Here is a 23,403-nt window from a genome sequence, read left to right as displayed (position 1 = left end):
AATACCTGGCGTAGGAGCCGTCAGTGCTGTCACGTTTGTGGCGACGATCGACACGCCAGACCGCTTCAAACGGTCACGATCTGTCGGAGCTTATATCGGCCTGACGTCGAGACGCTACCAATCTGGCGACATCAATTTTGGTGGCCGAATATCAAAACGTGGCGACCGCATGTTGCGCACGGTGCTGTACGAGGCGGCCAATAGCCTGCTTTGTCGGGTGAAATCCGGCCCGGGTCAGCCCCTAAAAGATTGGGCGATGGCTCTGAAAAAGCGGACCAGCCACAAGAAGGCAGTTGTGGCCTTGGCCCGAAAACTATCCGTAATCATGCACGCCATATGGAAAGATGGCACCGAATTTGAAGCAAAGGAGGCCTGAGACCAAACGCGAGCCGCAACATACCGCGCCCGCAAAAAAGTTGCCGTACCGACCACAGCGGCAGGCAATCGACAAAACCCGAGCGATCTACATGCGAGCCCTACGCATCGCGAATATCACCTTCGGGAAGTCGACGCCTTGGATGCCGAGATGAAGCACCAAATGGGATGACTTCGAAAAGAACCTTGCAGGTGGCCGATACAAGCGACAATATCAACGAGCGCAGATGATCAATTAAAGAACCTGCATTCCGATGCGGCACGGATTCCTTTACCTGATCGCCATCATCGACTGGTACAGCCGGAAGGTGCTGAGCTGGCGGCTGTCGAACGCAATGAACGCCGGGTTCTGCATAGAGGCCTTGAAGGATGCGCTGGCCAAATACGGTCAGCCGGAGATCTTCAATTCAGACCAGGGTTCGCAGTTCACCAGCACCGGCTTCACCGACGTGCTGCGCGACGCCAAGGTGAAGATCCCGATGGACGGCCGCGGCCGCTGGCCCCGCTCTCGTCGTTTGCAAGCAAACGACTGCCGCGCAACGGACAACCGGATGATCGAACGGTTCTGGCGGTCGCTGAAATACGAATGCGCCTGCCTGAACGCCTTCGAGACCGGCTCGGAGGCCCGCAACGGGATCGGGGCATGGATCAACCATTCCAATGAAAAACGTCCGCACTCATCGCACGGGCTGCTGACGCCCGCCGAGGCCTATGATACGCCACCCCAGATTCTGAAAGCCGCCGCCTGACATGAAACCCATGCTATAGCTTAACCCGGCGGAAAACTGGTCGCAAAAACAGAACCACCTCTGTTGGGCTGCTGCAGCTGTCCACCTTATGCGCGAATTGGCTGTACATGACCGGGGCTGTTCTAGCCTCCCGCAACAGGGAGCATATTGTCGTTGATTTCACCGCACAGGCAATTTCCTCGCCGCGGCTGCAGGCGCTGCGGGAACTGCTGCTGGCGGTGATTGTGCTGGTGCTGGATGTGTTCTTTCTGTCGCTGGCGCGCGACATGCTGGGCTAGTCCTTCCGGCGGCCGCAGACTACCCCGGGCCTGGGCATTCCGCTTCTTGCGGGACAGGGCGCCATCGTATTCGCCGCTGCGGCCGCCACGTTATATGCGCTGCGTGATGCCGTGGCCGGCATTCGGAAACTGTTCATTGCCAACAGGGAGACCTGAGCTGTGGAGCCGATCTGGGCAATCCTTACCCTAGTGGTCTTGATGGTGTTCGGCGTGCCAGTTGCCTGGTGCTTCGCCGGCGTGCTGATGTACCTTGTCTGGACCTATGACGTCTCGACCCTGACCCTGCTGTTGCAGGGCTTCCGGTCACTGGATTCGGTTATCTTGCTGGCCCTGCCGCTGTTCTTGCCGCTGATGCTGGCGAATAACGTGGATCAGGTGCATTTCGGAACCATTGTCGCCTGTTCAGTTGTGATCGGCGCCAACAGCCCGCCGGTTGCGCCGATCCTGTATATGGCCTGCCGCACCGGCAATGTCTCGATTCACCGGGCAGTAGCACCGGCGTTGATGATGATCTTGCGGGGTGCGTTGCCGGTGATGCTGGCGGTAACCTTCCTGCCAGCGCTATCGCTGTTCCTGCCTCGGCTGATAGGTGTTTACTAGGTATAGTTTCCAGTATCTGGCACGGCCTGGCAGGCAAATGCCTTCAAAAGCCACAGGTGTGGCGGGTAGGATGGGCGCTCCCGCAAAAGGGCCTTGTTGCGGGAGCGCGCCCTGGCGGTTTTTGGGCGAAGGGATGCAGGGGCTCTGTTGCGTCGGGCCTTCTAGGCTGAAATGTGCGGTGTTTCCGTTTCCACTCAAGCGGTTTCAGAACAGAGGTTCGCGGCGAAGACGATCCCATGGTATAAGCCGCGCTTTGGGTTTTACCGGCACAGCGCCGGCACGGCGGAAACGGACCTCATCACGGCCCCTGTTCTTCCAGTTGCCGGCGGCGCCAGCAAAGCGTTTTTTCAAGCCTATGCAAACCGGTGCCGCTATGGCCGGTCTGGCGCAGCGGCCTAAGTTGGACTATCGACTATTCACGGTCTGGGACGGAGGAACCACTTATGACGAAATTTCTGAAACATATGGGCGCCATGATGGCAGCCGGCGTGCTGCTGGCAGGAACTGCTCAGGCTGAAACGCGGGTGACCTACAAGTCTGCCAAGAGCGGCTCCTCTTACTACCAGATGGGGGTGGAACTGGCAGAAGCAATGAAAGCCGGAACAGATGGCGGCATCATCGTCACCATCGAGGAAAGCCAAGGGTCGACCCAAAACGTGATGGAAGTGCGGGCGCGCGGCGGCGACTATGTGTTCACCACTCCGCCAGCGCTGGTCGGCCTCGCGCAGCAGGGTAAAGGCCCCTTCGAGGGAAAGTCGGCGCCGCAATTCGATGAAATCCGGGCATTGTTCCCGATCCCTTCTCTGACCATGCATTTTGTGATGGCCGGCGAAGGCGGCACCGGCACGCTGGACGACCTGGCGGGAAAGACTGTGTTGCTGGGCAAAGGCTCCTTCGGTGCGACCGAAGGCGAGAAGTACCTCACCCTGTTCGGCCTCGCCGACAAGGTGAAGATCGCCGATGCGGAGCTGTCGAACGCGGTTGCCGCACTGAAGAACGGCCAGATCGGCGCCTTCGTCACCGCCGGCTCCTTCCCGGCGCCGAACGTGGTGGAAGCGGCCGCCTCGACCCAGGTGACCCTGCTGTCGCTCAGCCCGGAACAGGTGGCTGAAACCAAACGCACCAAACTTGTGATCCCGGCGGGCACCTATGCGGGCCAAGATGAGGATGTGACCACCACTTCGCTGCCGGTTGCTGCCTTCACCACCACCAAGATGGACGAGGAAACTGCCTATCAGCTGACCCGCACCTATTGGGAGCAAAAGGCCGAGATGGCGGATACCTCTGCATGGTGGAACGGTGTGACCGAGGAACTGATGGCGCATATCACCACACCGCTGCACCCGGGTGCTGCCCGCTATTACGAGGAAGCCGGTATCGCCCTGCCGGACGCCCAAAAGCAATAATCGACTGTTCGGCGCGTCTCGGGGCGGCTACCCCCGCGGCGCGCTGTTTCTTTTAAAGGCCCCCCAATGACAAAATTACCGACGCGCCGCCTTGCGGCTGGCTTCTGGCTGCTGCTGGCCGCAGGGCTGGTGGCCTACCACCTTGCGCTTGTGTTTGCCGGGATCGTTCCGAACCTTGTGAGCCGCCCGCTGCATATGGCGTTTATCCTGCCCTTTGCGCTGGTCTTTGGCGTCAAGGCGCGGGGGCGTCTTTATTCGGGAATTGTGCTGGCGGTGCTGGGCTGCGCGGCGGCCATATGGGTTGCGGTTAATGCGGATGCATTGGGCGATCAATACGGGTTCCTTGAGGGGCGCGGGCAGATCGTTATTGCGGTGCTGCTGCTGGCCGTGGTGCTGGAGACCGCGCGGCGCGCGATCGGCTGGCCGCTGCCAGTAGTGGCAGCGCTGGCCTTGCTCTACGGGCTGTTCGGCCAGCACATTCCGGGCGAGTTCGGCCACTCCGGCACGCCCCTGGAAAGCTTCCTCGGCACGCTCACCATCGCCGAGGGCGGCATCTGGGGATCGCTGACCGGGGTGTCGGTCGGGGTGGTGTCGATTTTCGTGATCTTCGGCGCGGTGCTGAACGCGGGCGAGGCAGGCCAGGGCTTCATGAATGTGGCCGGGGCCGCCGCCGGCCGTCTCAAGGGCGGCGCGGCCAAGGTTTCGGTTATTTCATCCGCGCTGTTCGGTTCGATCTCCGGCTCGGCGTCGGCCAATGTCGCCTCTACCGGCGCCATCACCATGCCGGCGATGACGCGACTGGGCTACCCCAAGCGGCTGGCGGCAGCGGTCGAGGCAGTGGCCTCCTCCGGCGGTCAGATCATGCCGCCGCTGATGGGGGCGGGCGCCTTCGTGATGGTGGAGCTGACCGGGGTGCCCTACACCTCGATCATGGCGGCGGCGGTGCTGCCTGCGCTGCTGTATTTCCTGGCGGTCTGGGTTGGCATCAACGCCTACAACCGCCGCTGCGAGCTGCGCGGCGTGCCGCCGGAAGAGCGGCCGCAGCGGCGCGACGTGATTATAACCTCGCTGTTTTTCCTGGTGCCGTTCACCGTGCTGCTGTGGGGCATGTTCGGAGCTGGTTTCACGCCTGAATATGCCGCCGCCCTGTCGGTGCTTGCCGGTGCGGTTCTGCTGCTGTTCAACGCCGAGATGACGTTCAAGCCGCGCCAGATCCGCGACCGCGTTATGGCGGCGTTGCTGAATGCGGCGCGGCAGGTTTCGATGATCGCCGCGATCATCCTCTGTGCCTCGATCATCATCGGCGTACTGTCGATCACCGGGCTGGGCGTAAAAATCACCTCGCTGATTATCCAGGGGTCGGGCGGGCTGCTGTGGCCGTCGCTGATCCTGACCGCGATCGCATGCCTGATCCTGGGCATGGAGGTTCCGACCACCGCGGCCTATGTGATCTGCGTTTCCGTCGCCGGACCGGCGCTGACACAGCTTGGGCTCGAGCCGTTGCAGGCGCATCTCTTCGTATTCTGGTTCGCGCTTCTGTCCACCATCACGCCACCGGTCTGCGGCGCTGTGTTCATCGCAGCGGGTATGATCGGGGAAAGCTGGCTGAAGGTGGCGCTCACCGCAATGTCGCTGGGCGTCGGGCTGTACCTGATCCCGCTGGGGATGGTGGCCAATCCGGGCATCTTGAACCTCGCCGATGATCCGCTGAACGCCCTGATAGCACTGCTGCGCATGGGCGTGGGGCTGACGCTGGTCTCTGCCGGGTTGATCGGAGCGCGCCGCCTGGCTCCCACCATAGGACTCTGCGGGCTTGGGCTCGCGGTCACGTTCTCCGGTCTCTGGATCTGAGCACGGCCGGGCCGAAACTGGCCGTAATCGAGGTCAGCCTGAACCGGTCCCGGCTTTCAGCGTGATGTCCATGGAGCACTGAAAGTTGTCAGCGCGTGCTCATTCTTCAGCGGGACCGGAAAAATGACCGAATGGCCCGGCTTCGCGGCCGTGCCCTGTTTCCGCCGTCAGGATCTCTCCCGTTCTGTGACGGCCTTGAACGCCGGACGATCGGCGCAGCGCCTTATCCAGGCTTGGACCGAGGGCTGGTCCGGCATGGCGTCCGGAAGCCAATGGAAGGGGCTCGACAGCAGCAGGTCGACCGCCGAGTAGTCCTCTCCGAGAAGATAGGGCTGGCCGTCCAGCGCTTCGGACAGGCGGGCGGCAACGGCATCCAGGTCGCGGAATGTCGCGTCCAGGACGGGATGATCGATCTTCGCCCAGTCGAGCACCAGCACGGGCTCCATCACGCCCTGATAATAGAACAGCCAGCTCAGGAAGGCGCCGCGCTGCGGGTGCCCGGCGGGACGGCCGAGCCCGGCCTCGGGGAACTTGTCAGTCAGGAAGGCGACGATTGCACCGCGCTCGCGAACGCTATCCTCGCCGTCGGTCAGGTAGGGCACCTTTTTCTCGGGGTGCGGATTGCGCGGGTCCGGACCGCCGCTGCCGTCCGGCCGGGCGACAGTGACGCCGACCACGTCGATACGGTCGGCGATGCCCATCTCCTCGATCAGGACGAGGATGGACGTCGAGCGGGAGTTCGGGGCGTGGTAGAGTGTCGGCATGGGTATCTCCTGGAATTGCGTGATGCCTTGACTTAGCTGCAAGCTGCTGACAGATCGCGTCAGCATGGCCCGGACCGACCGCCTCATGCGCCTGATGGACGCGCTGCGCTGCCTGCCCGCGCCGGTCACGGCCGCGCGGCTGGCGCAGGAGACGGACGTATCAAGGCGGCAGCTCTACCGCGACATCGTCACGCTGCGCGCGGGCGGCGCTCTGATCGATGGCGAGGCCGGGGTCGGCTACCGGCTGACCGAGGACCCGGCGTTGCCGCCGCAAAGCTTCTCCCGGCTGGAGATCGAGGCGCTGGTCCTGGCCGTGGGAGAATTGCGCCAGACGGGCGATGCGGCATTGGAGGCGGCGGGCCGTTCCGCCCTTGCCCGGATCATAGCCACGCTCGCCGACGGGCAGTCGCAGCAAGCCATGCACACCGTTTTGCGCAGCTTCCGCCCGCCGCCTGCCCGCGTGGAGTTCACCGTCGACATGCCGCTTCTGCGCCGCGCCTGCTGGGAAGAACTGGCGCTCGACGTGCGGTATCATGACCTCAAGGGCCAGGTCACGCAGCGCGAGGTCTGGCCCCTGGGCATCAGTTACTCGGACGGCACACTGATGGTTCTGGTCTGGTGCTGCCTGCGGCAGGACTGGCGCGTCTTCCACGCCGCCGGGATCGAACACGCAGGCCTTAGCGGACGCAGCTTCCGGCCCCGGCGTGTGTCTTTGCTGCGCGGCTACGCAGCGCGGCACACCGCTCCCGGATCGTCCGAAAGAAAGTAGGAGCGGCCGATCCGCACGGGGTTGCCCGCTCCGAATGAGAAGGGGCTGGACTGCAAGCGGCCTCCATGTGCTGCCAACCCCTGGAGGACCGGTATACGCGGTATTTGCTGGAATTGGACGAGAAGGGCAAAGGACTGTGATGATATCGCCGCTGCCATTGTTCTGCTGACTTTGCCATGCGGCCAGTGACGGAAACCTTCAGCCGGCATCCCGTTTCAGACAGTCCACAATGCCGCTGGCCGGATTGGCGTCTTGATATCGTCATGTTTCCCATCTGCCGCCCTCAATCTTCACTCCAGCTCCACAGCCGGAACCGGACTGGCACAGGGTCGCCGGTCAATAATTGACAAAATTAGTAAATTAAATTACCCGCCGCGCTCGAAGGAGATGCGGATGTTCTACGACCTGGCCGGATTGCGTGCGTTTGCCGGCAATCCTTGCGTGATTGCGGCGGACGGAGCTGAGCTGACTTACGCTGCGCTGGCTGACGCCGCCGAAGAGTTCGGCAGACTGCTGCCGCAAGACCGGCGGCTGATTGCGGTTGAAGCAGCCTCCGATCCCGAAGCCGTCATCGCCTATGCAGGCGCCTTGGCCGCGGGCCACGCTGTGATGCCGCTGCCGGCCGCAGACCCCGCCACCGCCGCCCGGCTTGAGGAAAGGTTCCGCCCGGCTGCCAGCTTCCGGCGCATGGGCGGAACCTGGCGGCTGCTGGCGCACGCGCATGACCCCGCAGAAATCCACCCGGATCTGACACTGCTGCTGCAGACCTCCGGCAGCACCGGCCACGGCCGCGGGGTGCGCCTGTCCGGCACTGCGGTGGATGAAAATGCCAAGGCCATTGCCCGGTATCTGGAAATCCGGCCCGAAGACCGCGCCGCGCAGATCCTGCCGCTGCATTACTCCTACGGCCTGTCAGTGCTGCACTCGCATCTTGCCGCCGGTGCCAGCCTATGGCTCTCTCCCGGCTCGGTGCTGGACCGCGGTTTTGCCACAGCGCTGGAGGCCTCCGGCGCCACCAGCCTGGCCGGCGTGCCGCATCACTTCCGCCTTCTGGACAGCGCCGGCCTGTCCCATTCTCTGCCGGTGAACATCAAAACCCTCACCGTCGCAGGCGGTGCCATGGAGCCGGGTCAGGTGCACGCCTGGGCCACCCGGATGCAGGCCCGCGCCGGGCGGTTCTTTGTCATGTACGGCCAGACCGAGGCCACCGCGCGGATCAGCTACCTGCCGCCGGAACTGGCACTGGACAATCCCGGCGCCGCCGGCCGCGCCGTTCCCGGCGGCCGCCTGCTGCTGCGCTCTGCAGCCGGTAGCGAAATCACCACGCCGGAAGGCGAAGGCGAGCTGATCTACCAGGGCCCGAACGTGATGATGGGCTATGCCGAAAGCTGCAGTGATCTGGCCAGGGGCGCAGAACTCAGCGAACTGGCAACCGGCGATCTGGCCCGGCGCGATGCAAACGGACTCTACCACATCACCGGCCGGCTCTCGCGGATGTCCAAGATCGCCGGCCTGCGCATCGGCCATGACGCCATCGAACGTGCCTTGGCCGCTCAGGGGCATGAGGCCGCGGTTTGGGGCGATGACAGCCGCATCTCGATCGCCATCTGCGGGCCAAAGGACGGCATTGCTGCGATGGCCGCCAAGCTGACCGGCATCGGCCAGCAGCATTTCACCGTCCTGCCGCGTAAATCCCTGCCGCGGCGCGCCAATGGCAAGATCGACTACCCGGCGCTGAGGACGCAGTCAGCGCAGCCCAAACCTGCCCGGAATGTGCTGGCAGCCTTTCAGGCCGCCTTTGCGCCGCAGACCGTGGGCCGCAACGACAGTTTCGCATCGCTCGGCGGAGATTCCCTGCGCCATGTCGAGCTGTCCCTGGCCCTGGACGAGGCCCTCGGCGGCGCCCCTGCCGGCTGGGAAGACATGCCGATCAGCGCTCTGGAGCAAGCCGCCCCGGCGCCCGGCGCCAGCCTGCCCTTCGATCTAGCGGCGCGTGCGGTTGCCATCCTCGCGGTGGTGGTGGCGCATCAGACCTTCTGGCCGGTGTTCGGCGGCGCCGCGGCGATGGTGATCCTGATGGGGATGAGCGTCGCAGGCTTCCGCTGGGAGGCGCTGAAATCCGGCGATATGCGCAGTTTCTTCAAACCGGTGGCGGCGGTGCTGATCCCCTATTACCTGATCCTCGCAGGCTACGCCGCGGCCTGGGAGCAGGTGCCCTGGGTTTCCCTCTTTCTGGCCGGCAACTTTGCCCTGACGATCCCGGAAACCCACCTGATGCTGCCGTATTTGTACTGGTTCATCGAGGCCTATCTGCAGATGACCCTGCTGGTGGCGCTGCCCTTTGCCCTGCCGCCTGTGCGCCGCTGGCTGGTCCGCCAGGGCGCGTTCCGCAGCGGCCTGTGTTTTCTGGCACTTGCCGTGGCATTGCGGCTGATCGTGCCGGAGGTCTGGCCAATCGGCGGCCGGGCACAGTTCACCGTGCCGTGGGTCTTCTACCTGTTTGCCCTGGGCTGGTGCATCACCGCCGCCAGCACGCTGCGGCAACGGCTTCTGGTGCTGGGGGCAGCCTGCCTGATCATGCCCGCGGCGGCCTATCTTGGCGGCAACTGGTACGGCGGCTGGATCAAATACATGTGGCTGTTGGCGCTGATTGCCGGGCTGCTGTTCGCCACCCGCCTGCCGATGCCGCGGTTTGCGGCCCGCCCGCTGATGCGGCTGGCGCAGGCCGCCTTCCCGGTCTACCTGCTGCACCGTTTTGTGCCGGAACTGCTGATGCCAATGATCGGGCTGGAGGGCCGCAGCCCGCTGATTGATGCGCTGGCAATCATTGGCGGCCTGGCCCTCGGCCTGGCCGCTGCCGCCGTGCAGCGCCAGCTGGTGCAATCCTGGATCAGCGCCCGGAGCCGCCGCCAGCCGGCCGCGGCACCGGGCTAAGCCAGCGCCGAAACTGCAGCCGCGATCCGGGACAAGGCTTCCTGCAGCTCCGTCTCGGATGTCGCATAGGAAATCCGGAAATAAGGGGAGATGCCAAAGGCCCGGCCCGGCACCACGGCCACATGATGGCGGTCCAGAAGATAGGCGCAAAAATCCGCGTCCGTCTCAAGCACAGCCCCCTCCGGCGTCCGCTTGCCCAGCACGCCTGCGCAGTTGGCAAAGGTATAAAACGCCCCCTCCGGCACCGGGCACTCAATGCCGTCCATGCCATTGAGCGCCTCCACCACCAGATCGCGCCGCGCCTGAAAACCGGCCCGCCGCTCTGCCAGCACCTCTTGCGGCCCGTTCAATGCTGCCGCCGCTGCCGCCTGCGAAATGGACGACGGGTGCGATGTCGATTGCGACTGCACCACTTTCATCGCAGCAATCAGATCTTTCGGCCCGCCCGCATAGCCCAGCCGCCAGCCGGTCATCGCATAGGCCTTGGAAACGCCGTTGACCGTCAGCACCCGCTCCTTCAGCCGCGGCTCCACCTGCGCAGGCGTGGCGAATTCGAACCCGCCATAGGTGATGTGCTCATACATGTCATCGGCCATCAGCCAGACATCCGGATGCCGCAGCAGCACCTCCAGCAGCGGCCGGTAATCCGCAGCGCTGTACCCCGCGCCTGCCGGGTTCGAGGGCGAATTCAACAGCAGCCAGCGGGTGCGCGGGGTAATTGCCGCCTCCAGTTTCTCTGCCGTCAGCCGGAACCCTGTGTCACTGCCGCAAGGCACCAGCACCGGCTCGCCGCCTGCAATGCGGATGATATCGGAATAAGAGGTCCAGTAGGGCGCGGGCACGACCACCTCATCGCCGGGATCAAGGCTCGCCATGAGGGCATCAAACAGGATCTCCTTGGCGCCGGTGCCCGCGATGATCTCGTCCAGCCCATAGTCCAGCCCGTTATCGCGTTTGAACTTCGCCTGCACCGCCAGCCGCAATTCCAGCGTGCCGCCAAGCGGGGTGTATTTGGTCTCCCCCGCCCGCATCGCGGCGGCGGCGGCCTCCTTGATATGGTCCGGCGTGTCGAAATCCGGCTCTCCTGCGCCAAGGATGATCACCGGCGCCCCCTGCCGCTTCAACCCGGCAGCTTTTGCGCCGATGATCAGAATCTCCGAGACCTCGATCGGGTCAAGACGGCTTGCACGGCGGAACTGGGCCATGGCGAGGGCTCCCTGCTGGTTTGCTGGCACTGCAAGGTTGCCGCGGCCAATACATCAGGAAAACCGGCCGTTTGCGACAGCATTCATTCCGGTTTGGCATCAAATTCCAAGGGCCGCGCCCATGTAGCCCCTCTCAATCCGACTTCGATCGCAATTGCTTCTTCAGCCACCGTTCAAGCTTCTGCACCGCTTCCGGCACCGGACCGTGCGGGCGCACCAGGTAATAGCGCTTGCGCGACACCAGCTCCGGTCCCGGGATCCGCAACAGATCCCCTGCCGCAATCTCCCGCGCCACCATGTCATAGGGCACAATCGCCGCGCCCAGACCCGCCGCCGCGGCCGCAATCACCATCGAATGCTGGTCGAAATAGCGCCCGTCCTGCCGCGGTGCCCCTGTCATCCCCGCACGCTCGAACCATTCCGCCCAGGATCCCGCCCGGCTGTCCAGATGCAACAGCGGCGCCTGTGCCAGATTACCCGCCAGCTCCAGCCGGTGCGCGGCGTAAAACCCTGGGGCGCAGACCGGCACCATTTCCTCGCCGAACAAGGGCGCCATATGGGTGCCCGGCCAGTTGTCCAGCCCGTAGTGCACCGAAAGGTCAAAGTTCTCCCGCGCAAAATCAAACGGTTCCAGCCTCGTCGAGAAACTCAGCTCCACCTCCGGATGGCGGGCAAAAAAATCCGGCAGCCGTGGAATCAGCCACAGATTGGCAAAGGCCGGCAGCACCGCAATCCGCAGGGCCGAGCGGCCCGCACCGGCAGCTGCAGCCTTCTGCAGCGTCGCCCGCAAACCGGCCAGATCCAGCTCCAGATCGGCGGCCAGCCCCTGCCCTGCGGGCGTCAGCACCACACCGCGGCCCGACCGCTGGAACAGGTCGAATCCCAGATCCGCCTCCAGCTCCTTTACCTTTTTGCTGACGGCGCTTTGCGTCAGGCCCAGTTCCTCTCCCGCAGCCGTGAAACTCTGATGCCGCGCAGCGCTTTCGAAACAGCGCAGATGGGTCAGCCTTGGCAGCCGCATCTCAGGCCTCCCCCAGCTGCGACAGCAGCCATTCGCGGAATTTGATCAGCGGATACTCCTCTGCCTGATCCGCAGGCCAGACCAGGAAATACTCGCCCAGACTCACCGCTGCCCCTTCCATCGCCAGCGCCAGCCTACCTTGCGCAATCTCGTTCTGCGCCAGGAAATCCGGCAGCAATGCCACCCCCAGCCCATGCACCGCCCCCTGCGTCATCGCCGAGGATTGGTCAAACAGCATCCCCCGCAGCTTTGCCGCCGGCACATCATGCAAGTGAAACCATTGCTCCCAGCAATCAGGATGGGTCTCCAGATGCAACAGCGGGTAATCCAGCAGGTCCGCAGGCGCAGACACCGGCCCCGCCATCAGCCCCGGCGCGCAGACCGGCAGCACATATTTCGGCATCAGCGGCAGATACGCCACCCCCGGCCAGTCCCGGGTGCCGTAATGGATCGCCGCCTGCGCCGTGCCCGCATCAAAGCTGAACGGCAGGTTGTGGGTATGCAGGTTCACCGTGATGCCGGGATGCGCGGCGGCAAACTCCCGCAGCCGCGGCGCCAGCCAGTGCAGCCCGAAGGACGGCAGGATCGACAGGGTGAAGCTGCCGCCGTCCGGATTGGCCCGCAGCTTGACCGAGGCCTGCGCCAGCCGGGTCAGGATCGCGCGCGCCTCCTTGGCAAAGCCTGTTCCGGCAGGCGTCAGCTGCATCCGCATCTGGTCACGGGCGATCAGATCGACCCCCATCTGCTCCTCCAGCTGTTTCAATTGGCGGCTGATGGCGCTTTGGGTCAGGGACAAATCCTCTGCCGCAGCCGAGGCACTGCCCAGCCGGTCCACTGCCTCCAAAGCCAGCAGCGAGGGGATTGAGGGCAGAAAACGGCGCGGCGCAATCATATGACTCTAACTCATAGGGGCAGGATTTAGTTTCATTAGCAATCCAGAGAGCGCAGTGCAATTTCTATATCAGAACCCTATCCGGCAGGATACCCGCGGAATCCACCCAAAAGTTTTCCTCATGCCCTGCCCCGCTCGACAAGGACCCTGATATGCCCCATTCCGACATCCTCGCCGCCGCCGGCCTGAGCCAGGCCGAACTGACCGGCGGCAGCCTTGCCGTCACCACTCCCGTGGACGGCAGCGAAATCGCCCGGCTGAAGACCCACTCCGCGGCAGAGGCCAAAGCCCGGATCGCCGCCGCCAAAGAGGCCTTCAAATCCTGGCGCCTGGTGCCCGCCCCCCGCCGCGGCGAACTGGTCCGGCTTCTGGGTGACGAATTGCGCCGCGAGAAAGAAAACCTGGGCCGCCTCGTCACTCTGGAGTGCGGCAAGATCTACCAGGAAGGTCTCGGCGAAGTGCAGGAGATGATCGACATCTGCGACTTTGCCGTCGGTCTCTCGCGCCAGCTTTACGGCCTTACCATTGCTTCCGAACGCCCCGGCCACGCGATGCGCGAAAGCTGGCATCCGATGGGCACCTGCGGCATCATTACCGCCTTCAACTTCCCGGTTGCGCCCTGGTGCTGGAACGCGGCGCTGGCGCTGGTCTGCGGCGATCCGGTGATCTGGAAACCGTCGGAAAAGACCCCGCTCACCGCCCTCGCCGTGCAGAAGATCTGCGAACGCGCCATGGCGGCTTTCGGCGCGGACGCCCCCGACGGGCTGATCCAGGTGCTGATCGGCGAGCGTGATCTGGGCGAGGCGCTGACGGCTTCCAAAGACGTTGCCATCATCTCCGCCACCGGCTCGGTGCCGATGGGCAAGGCGGTCTCCGCCGACATGTCGAAACGGCTCGGCCGCACCATTCTGGAGCTCGGTGGCAACAACGCGATGATCGTGGCGCCCTCCGCCGATCTGGAAATGGCCCTGCGTGCCATCGTCTTTTCCGCCGTCGGCACCGCCGGCCAGCGCTGCACCTCTCTGCGCCGCCTGATCGTGCATGAGGATATCTATGACGCGCTGATCCCGCGCCTGATCAAGGCCTACGAGGGCCTGCCGATCGGCGACCCGCTGGCAGACGGCACCCTGGTCGGCCCGCTGATCGACGGCGCCGCCCTGGACGCGATGACCAGTGCGCTGGAACGCGCCCGGGCAGAAGGCGGCACCGTGCATGGCGGCGCCCCGGCCCTGACGGACACCCACGGCGCAGCCGCCTATGTGCATCCGGCCATCGCCGAGATGCCCGCCCAGACCGCCATCATGCACACTGAAACCTTCGCCCCTATCCTCTATGTGGTGAAATACTCCGATCTCGACCAAGCCATTGAAATGCAGAATGAAGTACCCCAGGGCCTCAGCTCCTGCATCTTCTCGACAGACGTGCGTGAAACTGAATATTTCCTCTCGGCAGCGGGCTCGGACTGCGGTATTGCCAATGTGAACATCGGCCCCTCCGGCGCTGAAATCGGCGGCGCATTCGGGGGCGAAAAGGAGACGGGCGGCGGCCGCGAAAGCGGCTCCGACGCCTGGAAGGGGTACATGCGCCGGCAGACCAACACCGTGAATTACTCGCGCGAGCTGCCGCTTGCTCAGGGGATCAAATTTGACATCTGAACCGGCGTCCAGCCTCTGGCAGCAAACCTGTCAGGAAAACACTGCCTTCCCGGAATTCACCGGGGAGGCAGAGGCCGACCTTGTGGTGATCGGCGGCGGCTACACCGGCTGCAGCGCGGCGCTGCAAGCCGCAGAAATGGGCGCCACCGTCCAGCTGATCGAGGCGGCGGAAATCGGCAGCGGCGGTTCGGGCCGCAATGTCGGGCTGGTGAATGCAGGCCTCTGGCTGCCGCCCGAAGACATCAACGCCGAACTTGGTGCCGTGTCCGGCAACCGCCTGTCAGCCCTCCTGAGCGGCGCCCCTCAGAGGGTGTTCTCCCTGATCGAAAAACACCGCATTCAATGCGAGCCGGCACACACAGGCACCTTGCACTGCGCCCATGCGCCGGCCGGGCTCAAGGATCTGCAGCGCCGCCATGCCCAGCTCACCGCCATCGGCGCGCCGGTGGAATTGCTGGACCGGGACGAAGCCGTCCGGCGCACAGGCTCCGCTGCCGTGCACGGGGCTCTGTTCGATCCGCGCGCAGGCACAATCCAGCCGCTCGCCTATGTGCGCGGCCTGGCCCGCGCCGCCGCAGCTGCCGGCGCGCAGCTGCACAGCCATTCCCCTGCCGCCGCGATCAGCCGCGGCGGCAGCAGCTGGCATGTCTCCACCCCCAAGGGCAGCATCCGCGCCAAACATCTGATCATGGCGACAAATGCCTATGCCCGCGATATCACCGGCTATCAGACGCCGCAGGTGATCCCGGTGCATTATTTCCAGGCTGCCACCGACCCGCTGCCCGCCGCGCTGCTGGAGAAAATTCTGCCGGGCAAGGAAGGCTGCTGGGACACCGCGCTGGTGATGTCCTCCTGGCGGCTGGATCAGGCCGGGCGGCTGGTGATCGGCGGCATGGGGGCGCTCAACCACTGCGGCAGCGCTCTGCACCGCAATTGGCTGCCGCGCAAGCTGGCGGCGCTCTATCCGGAACTGAAGGACATGCCCCTGCGCAGCCACTGGCACGGCCGGATCGCGATGACCACCGAACACCTGCCCAAGATCCTCGATCTGAACGGCGGCTTGGCCTGCTTCGGCTACTCCGGCCGCGGCATCGGCCCCGGCACGCTGTTCGGCGCCGCCATGGCCGAAACCTTGCTGACCAGCGACCGCTCCCGCCTGCCAGTGCCGCCGTCACACGGCCACGCGATCCCCTTCGCGTCCTTGCGCAGCACCTATTACGAAACCGGCGCCGCCCTCACCCATCTGGTCAGCAACCGCTAAAAAGGCGGGCCGCCCTGGCCCGCCTCCGCTTATTTACAGCTGGCAATCGCGGCGCCAAGGTTTTGCAGCAGCGCCGGATAAAACTGCGGTCCCGGCTCCAGGCTGGCTCCCAGCGGATCCAGCACAGCAGTGCCTGCCCCGGTGCCGTCCAGCACGGTGGCCGCCAGGCCGGGATTGAACTGCGGCTCCGAGAACACGCAGGACACTTCCAGCTCCGCCACCGCATCGCGCACTTCAGCAATCCGGGCCGGGCTGGGCGTGCTGGCATCGCTCAGCGAGATCGCCCCTGCCGCCTGCAGGCCAAAGCCCCGCTCGAAATACTGATAGGCATCATGGAACACGATGAACTGCCGGGCCCGGAACGGCTCCAGAACCGCCGTGATACTGGCGGCAGCCTCCGCAATCTCCTGTTTGCCTGCCTCTGCGTTGTCCTTGTAGGCGGCAGCGTTATCCGGATCGTGTTCTGACAGCTCTGCTGCGATCACGTCCAGCCACACCTGCGCATTTGCCGGCAGCAGCCAGGCATGCGGATCGGCCCCCTGGTGATCATGCGCATAGGCCGCAGCGTGAGCCTCATGGCCCTCGTGATCATCATCGTGATCATCGTGGCCTGCTTCCCCATGCTCGTCATGATCATGGCCCTCGTGACCGTCACCGCCTTCGCCGCCGGCATGCGCTTCGTGATCCGCATGATCTTCATGACCGTCCTGATCGCCGTGTTCCCCATGCGCCTCCTCATGCGCATGCGCCTCAAACCGCGCCCCTTCGCGGAAGGCCAGCACCGTTGTGCCCTCTGCCTGCAGCAGCTCAATCCGGTGCGCGTCCCCGGCCAGCTTCTCCAACGGGCCTTCCAGCCAGGGGGTCAGCGGTTCCCCCAGCCAGAACACCAGATCCGCCTGATCCAATGCCCGCGCTTCCGAGGGGCGCATCGAATAGCCATGCGGCGAGGCCCCCGGCGGCACCACAAGGTCAGGCGCGCCCAGGCCCTGCATCACCCGCGCAACCAGCCCGTGCACCGGCGTTATATCCGCCGCCACTCGCGGCACCTCCGCCCAGGCAGCCCCCGCCCCGGCCCCGGCCAGCAAGGCCACCGCTGCCGCACTGTTTTTCCACATGCTGGATTTATGCATTTCCGCCTCATGTAACTTTATAACATCACGCGGTTGATAAACGTCATAACATAACATATCAAGAGCCAAATCAGCCTCCGCCCAAAGGACCCGCGCAATGGACACCATCGGTTTTGAACCGCATGACCACAGCAGCTGCATTCACGATTGCATCGCGGCGGTGGACACTCAGTGCCGCACGGCCGGGCTGCAATTCACGCCCGTGCGCCGCCGGGTGCTGGAGATCCTGCTGCAGGAACACCGCGCGCTCGGGGCATATGAAATCCTCGACCGCCTGCGCGAAGAAGGCCTGGGCTCGCAGCCCCCGGTGGCCTACCGGGCGTTGGATTTCCTGGTGAAAAACGGCTTTGCCCATAAGATCGAACGCCTGAACGCCTTCATCGCCTGCACCCATCCGGGCGAACATCACGCGCCGGTCTTCCTGATCTGTCGCGCCTGCGATGCGGTGGCTGAATCGCAGCGCGAGCCGACCCAGGGCCAGCTCGGCCAGGCCGCCCGCGACGCGGGGTTTGTCATCGAACGCGCCGTGATCGAGGCCGAGGGGCTGTGCCCCAAATGCCAGCAGGCAGGCGCCGCATGAGCTTGATTTCTCTCGATCATCTGACTGTCGCCTATGGCGGCAAGACAGTGCTGTCCGGTGTGAACCTGGCGATTGAACCCGGCGAGATTGTCACTGTGGTCGGCCCCAACGGGTCCGGTAAATCCACCCTGCTGCGCAGCGTGATCGGCGCCCTGAAACCCACAGGCGGCGCCGTCAACCGCGCGCGCGGCCTGCGCATCGGGTATGTGCCGCAGAAACTGCATATCGACCCCACCCTGCCGCTGACAGTGCGCCGCTTCCTCAGCCTGCCGGAACGGGTTTCCGATAGCCGCGCCTCCGAGGCATTGGAGCAGGCCGGCGCCGGCGATCTGGCCTCCCGGCAGATGTCCGGCCTCTCCGGCGGCCAGTTTCAGCGGGTTCTCTTGGCGCGCGCGCTCCTGAACAATCCGCAGCTGCTGATCCTCGATGAGGCCACCCAAGGCCTGGACCAGCCCGGGTCCGCCGCCTTTTACCAGCGCATCGAGAAGGTCCGGCAGGAGCTTGACTGTGCGGTGCTGATGGTCAGCCATGAGCTGCATGTGGTGATGGCGGCCTCGGACCGGGTGGTCTGCCTGAACGGCCATGTCTGTTGCGAAGGGGCGCCGGAACATGTCGCCTCCGCGCCCGAATACCGCGCCCTGTTCGGCACCGGCACCCAGGGTGCACTGGCGCTTTACCGGCATGAACACAATCACAGCCATGATCATGATTGCACACATGGCAGCCATCACGAGGCGGCAGAATGATCCTGCTTGACGATTTCCTGATCCGCGCCGCCCTTGCGGGGATCGGCGTGGCCCTGGCCGCGGCACCATTGGGCTGTTTTGTGGTCTGGCGGCGGATGGCCTATTTCGGCGATGCCACCGCACACGCGTCGATCCTGGGCGTGGCGCTGGCGCTCAGCTTTGATGTCTCGGTCTTTGCCGGCGTGCTGGCGACTGCGCTGGCCATGGCCACCACTGTCTCGGCGCTTGCCGGGCGCGGCTATGCAATGGATACGCTGCTGGGGGTTCTTGCCCATTCCTCGCTGGCCTTCGGCCTGGTCGCAGTGTCTTTCCTGCAGGGCGTGCGGATTGATCTGATGGCCTATCTCTTTGGCGATATCCTGGCTGTGGGCCGGGGCGATCTGGCGGTGATCTGGGCCGGTGCGCTGCTGGTGCTGGCACTGCTCTGGTGGCGCTGGTCCGCGCTGCTGACGGCCACATTGAACCCGGATCTGGCCCATGCAGCAGGCATTGATCCCCGGCGCGAACAGATGGTGCTGACGCTGGCTTTGGCGCTGGTGGTGGCGGTTGCCATCAAGGTGGTCGGCGTGCTGCTGATCGCCGCCATGCTGCTGATCCCGGCAGCGGCCGCCCGCCCCTTTGCCGTCACGCCGGAACGGATGGCGGTGATTGCCGCGCTGCTGGGAATGCTGGCGGCATCGGGGGGGCTGCAGCTGGCTTTTGTGTTCGATACCCCCGCCGGCCCCAGCATCGTTTGCCTGGCGGCCGCGCTTTTCGCCGCCGCCAGCCTTGCTGGCCTGGTGCTGCAGCGGCATCGCGGCTGATGGCTGTCCTATCGCACCCCTGCCGCGAGGGACAGTAAAGAGCCCTGGTTCGGGCAGCGGGCCTCACTCCGGGCCTGTCTCTGCCTGCGGAAGACCCCTTGGCCGGCCTGGGCAGGCGCCGCCTCAGCTGCCAGTGCGCTGCAGGTTGTCATCGCTGGTCCACTTGCTGACCGCTTCGATCAGCGCCTTCTTGTTGATCGGCTTGCTGAGGAAATCATCCATCCCCGCCTGCAGGCATTTCTCCCGGTGGGTCTGCAGCGCATTGGCGGTCAGCGCCACAATCGGACATCTACTGCTGCCGGTCTCCGCCTCGATCCGGCGCATCTCGGCGGTGGCCTCCAGCCCGTCCATCTCCGGCATCATCATGTCCATCAGGACAATGTCGGGCCGCTCTGCCTGAAACTGCGCAACAGCCTCCACACCGTTCTTGGCAACACTGATCTTCAGCGGCGTATTTTTCAGCATTTTGGTAACCACCAGCTGGTTGGTGCGGTTGTCCTCGGCCAGCAGGACATTCACCAGCCGGCCCTGCGGCGCATCCTTGCCCCCGCCGCCGGCAGCAGCCGGCTTTTGCTCCTGAACATTCAGCACCCGGGTAATCACCTGCCGCAGCTGCACCGCCCGCACAGGCTTCAGCGCAAACTCGCAAATCCCGATCGCCTCGCAATCCGACCGGCTCAGCGCCTGTTCCACCGAGGACAGCACAATCAGCGGCACCGTTTCAAAACCCGGCATAGCCCGGATCCGGGCGGCCAGTTCCTGCCCGTCCATCGCCGGCATCTGGTAGTCGAGAATAATGAAATCAAACCGGCGCCCGTCCAGCTGCGAATCCGACAGAATCTCCAGCCCCTCATGCGCCGAGCCGGCCAGCGTGCAGGCCACCCCCCAGGAGCTTAGACGTTCGGACAGCATCACCCGGTTCAATTCCAGGTCATCCACCACCAAGCCGTGGAGCCCGGCCAGGCTGAGCGGGCTGTCCGCCCGCACCGGGGCAACATGACCGCCCGCCTGCAGCGGCAACTCGATGGTGAACACAGACCCCTCGCCCAGCTCCGACCGCACCTGCACCGAGCCGCCCATCAGCTTCAGCAGCCGCGCCGAAATTGCCAGCCCCAGGCCGGTGCCCTCGAAATTGCGGCTGGCGGCATTGTCAGCCTGTTCGAAGGCGCGGAAGATATGCCCTGTCCGGCCCGGCTCAATGCCGATTCCGGTATCGGTGACCTGCAGCGTCAGCAAATGGCGGCCGTCCTGCTCGCGGCCGGTCAAATCGATGTAGACATAGCCCTTGCGGGTGAACTTGACCGCATTGCCGGCGACATTGGTGATCACCTGGCGGATCCGGCCGGCATCGCCCATAAAGATTTCCGGCAGCGCGGGGTCGTACCGCAAGGTCATCTCAACCCCTTTTTCCGCGGCCTTGGGCGACAGCAAGGTGACCACATCCTCCAATGCCGTCTGCAAATTGAACGGAGCAAGGTTAAGCTCGACCTTGCCGGCCTCGATCTTGGAGAAGTTCAGGATGTCGTTGATAATTGTCAGCAGCGCCGTGCCGGATTTTGAAATGGTCTCCGCATACATCCGCTGGTCCTCGTCCAGCGCGGTGTCCTGCAGCAGCTCTGCCATGCCGATCACCCCATTCATCGGGGTGCGGATCTCATGGCTCATATTGGCCAGGAATTCCGACTTGGCGCGGTTTGCGATATCTGCCGCTTCGCGCGCCTGCTCCATCGCGTATTCGCGCTCGTCGCGTTCGGCAAATGCGTCCTCCAGCACGCCGACCGAAAAATCCAGCGCCCGGAATTCCCGGGAGGCGAACCAGGGCAGCGGCCGCAGCGGGCTGCGCAGCCCGGCAATGGCATCAGACATCCGGTTGTGGATCATCTGCAACGGACGCAGCGCCAGAACATGCACCAGCAGCAGCACCAGCAGCGACAGCGCCAGCACCGGCACAACGGTCCAGATGATGATCTGGCGCACCTTGGCCGCCACCAGCGCTTCGCCGTCGCGGGTCGACCACTCCACCATCATGGTGCCGAAGGAAGCGCCTTCGAGCTCGATCGGCCGTTCATAGATCACATGATGGTCCGGCGACGGCACGGCCGGCGCATTGGCCGCGGCCAATAGCCTGCCCGACGGGCTGCGGATCTGGATCGATACAATCTTCGGGTTACGGGTGACCGCCTCGATCAGCCCGGTCTCCAGTACCGGAACATCCTCCACAATGATCGATTCCAGCATCAGCCCGCTGAGCAGTGAAACCGTCAGGTCAGCCTGGTCGGCGAGCTGTTCCTCAAGCCGCTGCACCTCCTGGCTCTGCGCCAGATGGCCGACCGCCAATCCAACGGCCGACGCGGCCAGCAGCAGCGACAACACGATCTGAAAAAGTATGCCTGTACGTTTCATATCTCTACTGCGGCACCTCAGAATGCCAGGCTTCGCTCCATTGCCCGGCGGATGATGTCATAGTCGGCATCAGCCCCCAGCAAAAAGCCGTTTTTTGATATCCGGCGCACGATTTCCTCGTTTTCCGAGGACAGCATCACCTTGCGCATCGCCTCCAGCACGCTGTCCGGCATATCCGGCGCTGCCAGCCAGGGTTTGGTCACATTGTCAAACGAGGCCAGCGCCCGGATCGGCACCCCCTTGGCGACCAGTTTCTTGAACGTGCTTTCCTTCAGCGCGCCCGCGGTATACTTGCCCGCGCCGACCGCCTCGCCGACCAGGTCGTGGCGGCCGAGATAGGCGAATACCTGCAGGTCGGCGCCGCTGATACCGGCCTCCAGCAGGTGCTCCTGCGCCAGGTAGCGGCCAATCGTCGACAGTTCATCGCCAAAGGCAAAGCTCAGCCCGGCCAGTTCCTCAACCGACCGCAGGCTGCTGTCCTTATGCACCACGATCACCCCCTTGAACCGCTTTCCGCCGTTCTTGGATTCCATCGCGACAATCCGGATTGCCGGATTCTCCATCATCACATGCACATAGGACGCCGGGCCGAAACGGGCAAAATCCACTTCGCCGTCAGCCAGCTGGCGGATGCCTTCGCCATACTCCTTGGCGATCTTCAGCCGGATCGAGACCGGCTCCCCCAGTTCATCGCTCATCCGGCCGGACAGGAAAGACAAGAAAGGCTGGTACTGTTTGACCGTTACGGTTGGTTTATCGGCTGCATAGGTGCCGAACACCAATTCGATCCCGGCCTGGCCGGTGCCGGGCAGCAGGGCCGCAAGTCCAACGGCCAGCGCAGCCCCCCGGGCCGCTTCCCGCAGGCGCGTCCTGAAAACCCTAACGATATCAACGCTACACTTAAAAAGTGTCACGGTTCTAGCCTCCTGACTGCGATCGGCTGGCACCGCCGGCGGACCGCCATACTTCGTTACATAGCACATGGTTAAGAACGCAATGTTAACGCGCCTTGTATTCTCCGAAAAATTTTACGGTTCCTTTATTCTGCGCCCCCTATATTAACCATTCAGTAAGACTTTCGTAATCTTTTAGGCAAATTCGCCATAATGTCAGAATATCAGCCTCAACAGGTGCAACAGGAACTGCCGTGAAGAATACCAATTTGCCCCCCAGGACCGCGCGGTCCTTCCGCCGCTCAGCACAAGTCACCGTGCTCACATCGCTTTTTTCAGCGTTGCCCGTTGCGGCCCTGGCCATTCCATCGCCGGAACTGGTGATCGGCTCGGTGTCTTCGCTATCGCAGGTTCTGGCCGTGGGAATTGCCATGGTTTCCGGTCTTGGCGCAATCGTTGCGGCAAAACTGGGTTTTACCCCCAAACCGGGCGGTTCGCCACGCCGCTACCCGGTCAAGCTGATCTTCACCCTTGTGCTGGCAGCCATCGCACTGGCTGCAGGAAACTATTGGCAGTACTCCTCGCACAGCGCTGCCGAGCTGGCAAGGCTGCAGGCCACTCTGACCCGTCCGGCGCAGTTTGACGGCACCGCCATCAAGGATGCCAGCCTCAAGGAGACCAGCTTCTCCAAACAGGAGAACCACCCGCTGGCGATGAGCACCGCAGACGCCGCGGCGGCGCTGCAGGATGGCTCCACCCTGTTCTACGACATCCGCGAGACCGGCGAGAACGCCATGGGCACCCTGCCCGGCGCCACCCACATCCGGTTCCCGGACTTCCTGCAGTCCCGCCCGGTGCAGCCCGGCCAGAAGGTTGTGCTGTTTTGCCATAACGGCAACCGCTCTTCGGAAACCTGCGCCAAGCTGGCCGCTATGGGCATCGACTGCAGCTTCATTGCCGGCGGCATCGAGAAATGGATCGTCGAGGGGCGCGACTTCTCCGACAAGGACGTCAAAACCCTCTCCGACCTGCGCGCCATTCCGGAATACCCAGGCAAGGATGTGCTGCTCAGCACCGGTGATTTCGAG

Annotated in this window: 20 protein-coding genes and 1 pseudogene; 14 read left to right on the top strand and 7 right to left on the bottom strand. The window is 64.2% G+C overall.

Going from position 1 to position 23,403, the window contains the following annotated elements:
• The 6 genes and pseudogenes from VOI29_RS09925 to VOI29_RS09900 form a co-directional block, all read left to right on the top strand.
• On the top strand, window positions 1–376 hold a 376-nt coding region (locus VOI29_RS09925; RefSeq protein ID WP_323778295.1), incomplete at its 5' end, for a transposase.
• Window positions 377–617: 241 nt separating this feature from the next.
• A pseudogene (locus VOI29_RS09920) lies at window positions 618–1,124 on the top strand (transposase); the annotation flags it as partial.
• A gap of 68 nt (window positions 1,125–1,192) precedes the next feature.
• On the top strand, window positions 1,193–1,402 hold the full coding sequence (locus VOI29_RS09915) for a TRAP transporter small permease subunit (RefSeq protein ID WP_323778303.1): 210 nt from the start codon (window positions 1,193–1,195) through the stop codon (window positions 1,400–1,402).
• A gap of 159 nt (window positions 1,403–1,561) precedes the next feature.
• Window positions 1,562–2,002, top strand: a complete 441-nt coding sequence (locus VOI29_RS09910; protein WP_323778294.1) for a TRAP transporter large permease subunit — start codon at window positions 1,562–1,564, stop codon at window positions 2,000–2,002.
• 443 nt (window positions 2,003–2,445) lie between these two features.
• Window positions 2,446–3,408 (top strand): TAXI family TRAP transporter solute-binding subunit, encoded by a 963-nt coding sequence (locus VOI29_RS09905; RefSeq protein ID WP_323778292.1) that lies wholly within the window; start codon window positions 2,446–2,448, stop codon window positions 3,406–3,408.
• A gap of 66 nt (window positions 3,409–3,474) precedes the next feature.
• The gene (locus tag VOI29_RS09900; protein WP_323778290.1) at window positions 3,475–5,259 is read left to right on the top strand and encodes a TRAP transporter fused permease subunit; all 1,785 of its coding nucleotides are present in this window, start codon (window positions 3,475–3,477) and stop codon (window positions 5,257–5,259) included.
• Window positions 5,260–5,426: 167 nt separating this feature from the next.
• On the opposite strand, the gene VOI29_RS09895 is transcribed toward VOI29_RS09900, so the two are convergent.
• On the bottom strand, window positions 5,427–6,023 hold the full coding sequence (locus tag VOI29_RS09895; protein ID WP_323778288.1) for a glutathione S-transferase family protein: 597 nt from the start codon (window positions 6,021–6,023) through the stop codon (window positions 5,427–5,429).
• Between the two features lie 64 nt (window positions 6,024–6,087).
• On the opposite strand from VOI29_RS09895, the gene VOI29_RS09890 reads away from it, so the two are divergent.
• Both VOI29_RS09890 and VOI29_RS09885 read left to right on the top strand, forming a co-directional pair.
• The gene (locus VOI29_RS09890; protein WP_323778286.1) at window positions 6,088–6,792 is read left to right on the top strand and encodes a helix-turn-helix transcriptional regulator; all 705 of its coding nucleotides are present in this window, start codon (window positions 6,088–6,090) and stop codon (window positions 6,790–6,792) included.
• A gap of 393 nt (window positions 6,793–7,185) precedes the next feature.
• Entirely contained in the window at window positions 7,186–9,726 is a 2,541-nt protein-coding gene (locus VOI29_RS09885; RefSeq protein WP_323778284.1) for an AMP-binding protein, read from the top strand.
• Here VOI29_RS09885 and VOI29_RS09880 read toward each other — a convergent pair.
• From VOI29_RS09880 to VOI29_RS09870, 3 genes are all read right to left on the bottom strand, one after another.
• Window positions 9,723–10,931, bottom strand: a complete 1,209-nt coding sequence (locus VOI29_RS09880) for a pyridoxal phosphate-dependent aminotransferase (RefSeq protein ID WP_323778283.1) — start codon at window positions 10,929–10,931, stop codon at window positions 9,723–9,725. The two genes, VOI29_RS09885 and VOI29_RS09880, sit on opposite strands and share 4 nt — an antisense overlap.
• 133 nt (window positions 10,932–11,064) lie before the next feature.
• Window positions 11,065–11,952: a LysR substrate-binding domain-containing protein gene (locus VOI29_RS09875; protein ID WP_323778281.1), complete on the bottom strand. Its 888-nt coding sequence runs from the start codon at window positions 11,950–11,952 to the stop codon at window positions 11,065–11,067.
• Window position 11,953: 1 nt separating this feature from the next.
• On the bottom strand, window positions 11,954–12,844 hold the full coding sequence (locus tag VOI29_RS09870; protein ID WP_323778279.1) for a LysR substrate-binding domain-containing protein: 891 nt from the start codon (window positions 12,842–12,844) through the stop codon (window positions 11,954–11,956).
• Between the two features lie 152 nt (window positions 12,845–12,996).
• On the opposite strand from VOI29_RS09870, the gene VOI29_RS09865 reads away from it, so the two are divergent.
• Both VOI29_RS09865 and VOI29_RS09860 read left to right on the top strand, forming a co-directional pair.
• A complete protein-coding gene (locus VOI29_RS09865) occupies window positions 12,997–14,499 on the top strand; it encodes an aldehyde dehydrogenase family protein (protein WP_323778278.1) in 1,503 nt (500 codons plus the stop codon).
• The gene (locus tag VOI29_RS09860) at window positions 14,489–15,760 is read left to right on the top strand and encodes an FAD-binding oxidoreductase (protein ID WP_323778276.1); all 1,272 of its coding nucleotides are present in this window, start codon (window positions 14,489–14,491) and stop codon (window positions 15,758–15,760) included. The genes VOI29_RS09865 and VOI29_RS09860 overlap by 11 nt, the downstream gene beginning before the upstream one ends.
• A gap of 29 nt (window positions 15,761–15,789) precedes the next feature.
• Here the strand turns inward: VOI29_RS09860 and VOI29_RS09855 are convergent, their stop codons facing one another.
• Window positions 15,790–16,890, bottom strand: a complete 1,101-nt coding sequence (locus VOI29_RS09855; protein WP_416361511.1) for a zinc ABC transporter substrate-binding protein — start codon at window positions 16,888–16,890, stop codon at window positions 15,790–15,792.
• A gap of 97 nt (window positions 16,891–16,987) precedes the next feature.
• On the opposite strand from VOI29_RS09855, the gene VOI29_RS09850 reads away from it, so the two are divergent.
• The 3 genes from VOI29_RS09850 to VOI29_RS09840 are packed head-to-tail and all read left to right on the top strand — an operon-like array spanning window position 16,988 to window position 19,019.
• Entirely contained in the window at window positions 16,988–17,470 is a 483-nt protein-coding gene (locus tag VOI29_RS09850) for a Fur family transcriptional regulator (RefSeq protein WP_323778274.1), read from the top strand.
• Window positions 17,467–18,216, top strand: coding sequence for a zinc ABC transporter ATP-binding protein ZnuC (znuC, locus tag VOI29_RS09845; protein ID WP_323778272.1), 750 nt, complete (start codon window positions 17,467–17,469; stop codon window positions 18,214–18,216). Before VOI29_RS09850 ends, znuC begins: the two co-directional genes overlap by 4 nt.
• Window positions 18,213–19,019, top strand: a complete 807-nt coding sequence (locus tag VOI29_RS09840; RefSeq protein ID WP_323778270.1) for a metal ABC transporter permease — start codon at window positions 18,213–18,215, stop codon at window positions 19,017–19,019. The genes znuC and VOI29_RS09840 overlap by 4 nt, the downstream gene beginning before the upstream one ends.
• Before the next feature lie 123 nt (window positions 19,020–19,142).
• Here the strand turns inward: VOI29_RS09840 and VOI29_RS09835 are convergent, their stop codons facing one another.
• Complete coding sequence (locus VOI29_RS09835; RefSeq protein WP_323778268.1) at window positions 19,143–21,422, bottom strand: response regulator; 2,280 nt, start codon at window positions 21,420–21,422, stop codon at window positions 19,143–19,145.
• A gap of 17 nt (window positions 21,423–21,439) precedes the next feature.
• Window positions 21,440–22,258: a PhnD/SsuA/transferrin family substrate-binding protein gene (locus VOI29_RS09830; protein ID WP_323778299.1), complete on the bottom strand. Its 819-nt coding sequence runs from the start codon at window positions 22,256–22,258 to the stop codon at window positions 21,440–21,442.
• A 488-nt stretch (window positions 22,259–22,746) separates the two neighbouring features.
• Between VOI29_RS09830 and VOI29_RS09825 the strand changes: the two genes are divergently transcribed.
• The coding region (locus VOI29_RS09825) for a rhodanese-like domain-containing protein (RefSeq protein ID WP_323778297.1) at window positions 22,747–23,403 on the top strand (657 nt) is incomplete at its 3' end.

The sequence above is a fragment of the Leisingera sp. genome, assembly GCF_034669605.1.
Taxonomy (GTDB): domain Bacteria; phylum Pseudomonadota; class Alphaproteobacteria; order Rhodobacterales; family Rhodobacteraceae; genus Leisingera.
The sequence above is the reverse complement of the archived record's forward strand: the minus strand, read 5'-3'. Positions and strand labels throughout refer to the sequence as shown.

Coding starts and splice junctions, on each gene's coding strand:
- VOI29_RS09835 (WP_323778268.1), bottom strand. CDS start 21,422: ATGAAACGTACAGGCATACTTTTTCAGATCGTGTTGTCGCTGCTGCTG.
- VOI29_RS09865 (WP_323778278.1), top strand. CDS start 12,997: ATGCCCCATTCCGACATCCTCGCCGCCGCCGGCCTGAGCCAGGCCGAA.
- VOI29_RS09840 (WP_323778270.1), top strand. CDS start 18,213: ATGATCCTGCTTGACGATTTCCTGATCCGCGCCGCCCTTGCGGGGATC.
- VOI29_RS09855 (WP_416361511.1), bottom strand. CDS start 16,890: ATGCATAAATCCAGCATGTGGAAAAACAGTGCGGCAGCGGTGGCCTTG.
- VOI29_RS09885 (WP_323778284.1), top strand. CDS start 7,186: ATGTTCTACGACCTGGCCGGATTGCGTGCGTTTGCCGGCAATCCTTGC.
- znuC (WP_323778272.1), top strand. CDS start 17,467: ATGAGCTTGATTTCTCTCGATCATCTGACTGTCGCCTATGGCGGCAAG.
- VOI29_RS09870 (WP_323778279.1), bottom strand. CDS start 12,844: ATGATTGCGCCGCGCCGTTTTCTGCCCTCAATCCCCTCGCTGCTGGCT.
- VOI29_RS09895 (WP_323778288.1), bottom strand. CDS start 6,023: ATGCCGACACTCTACCACGCCCCGAACTCCCGCTCGACGTCCATCCTC.
- VOI29_RS09875 (WP_323778281.1), bottom strand. CDS start 11,952: ATGCGGCTGCCAAGGCTGACCCATCTGCGCTGTTTCGAAAGCGCTGCG.
- VOI29_RS09850 (WP_323778274.1), top strand. CDS start 16,988: ATGGACACCATCGGTTTTGAACCGCATGACCACAGCAGCTGCATTCAC.
- VOI29_RS09880 (WP_323778283.1), bottom strand. CDS start 10,931: ATGGCCCAGTTCCGCCGTGCAAGCCGTCTTGACCCGATCGAGGTCTCG.
- VOI29_RS09905 (WP_323778292.1), top strand. CDS start 2,446: ATGACGAAATTTCTGAAACATATGGGCGCCATGATGGCAGCCGGCGTG.
- VOI29_RS09900 (WP_323778290.1), top strand. CDS start 3,475: ATGACAAAATTACCGACGCGCCGCCTTGCGGCTGGCTTCTGGCTGCTG.
- VOI29_RS09890 (WP_323778286.1), top strand. CDS start 6,088: ATGGCCCGGACCGACCGCCTCATGCGCCTGATGGACGCGCTGCGCTGC.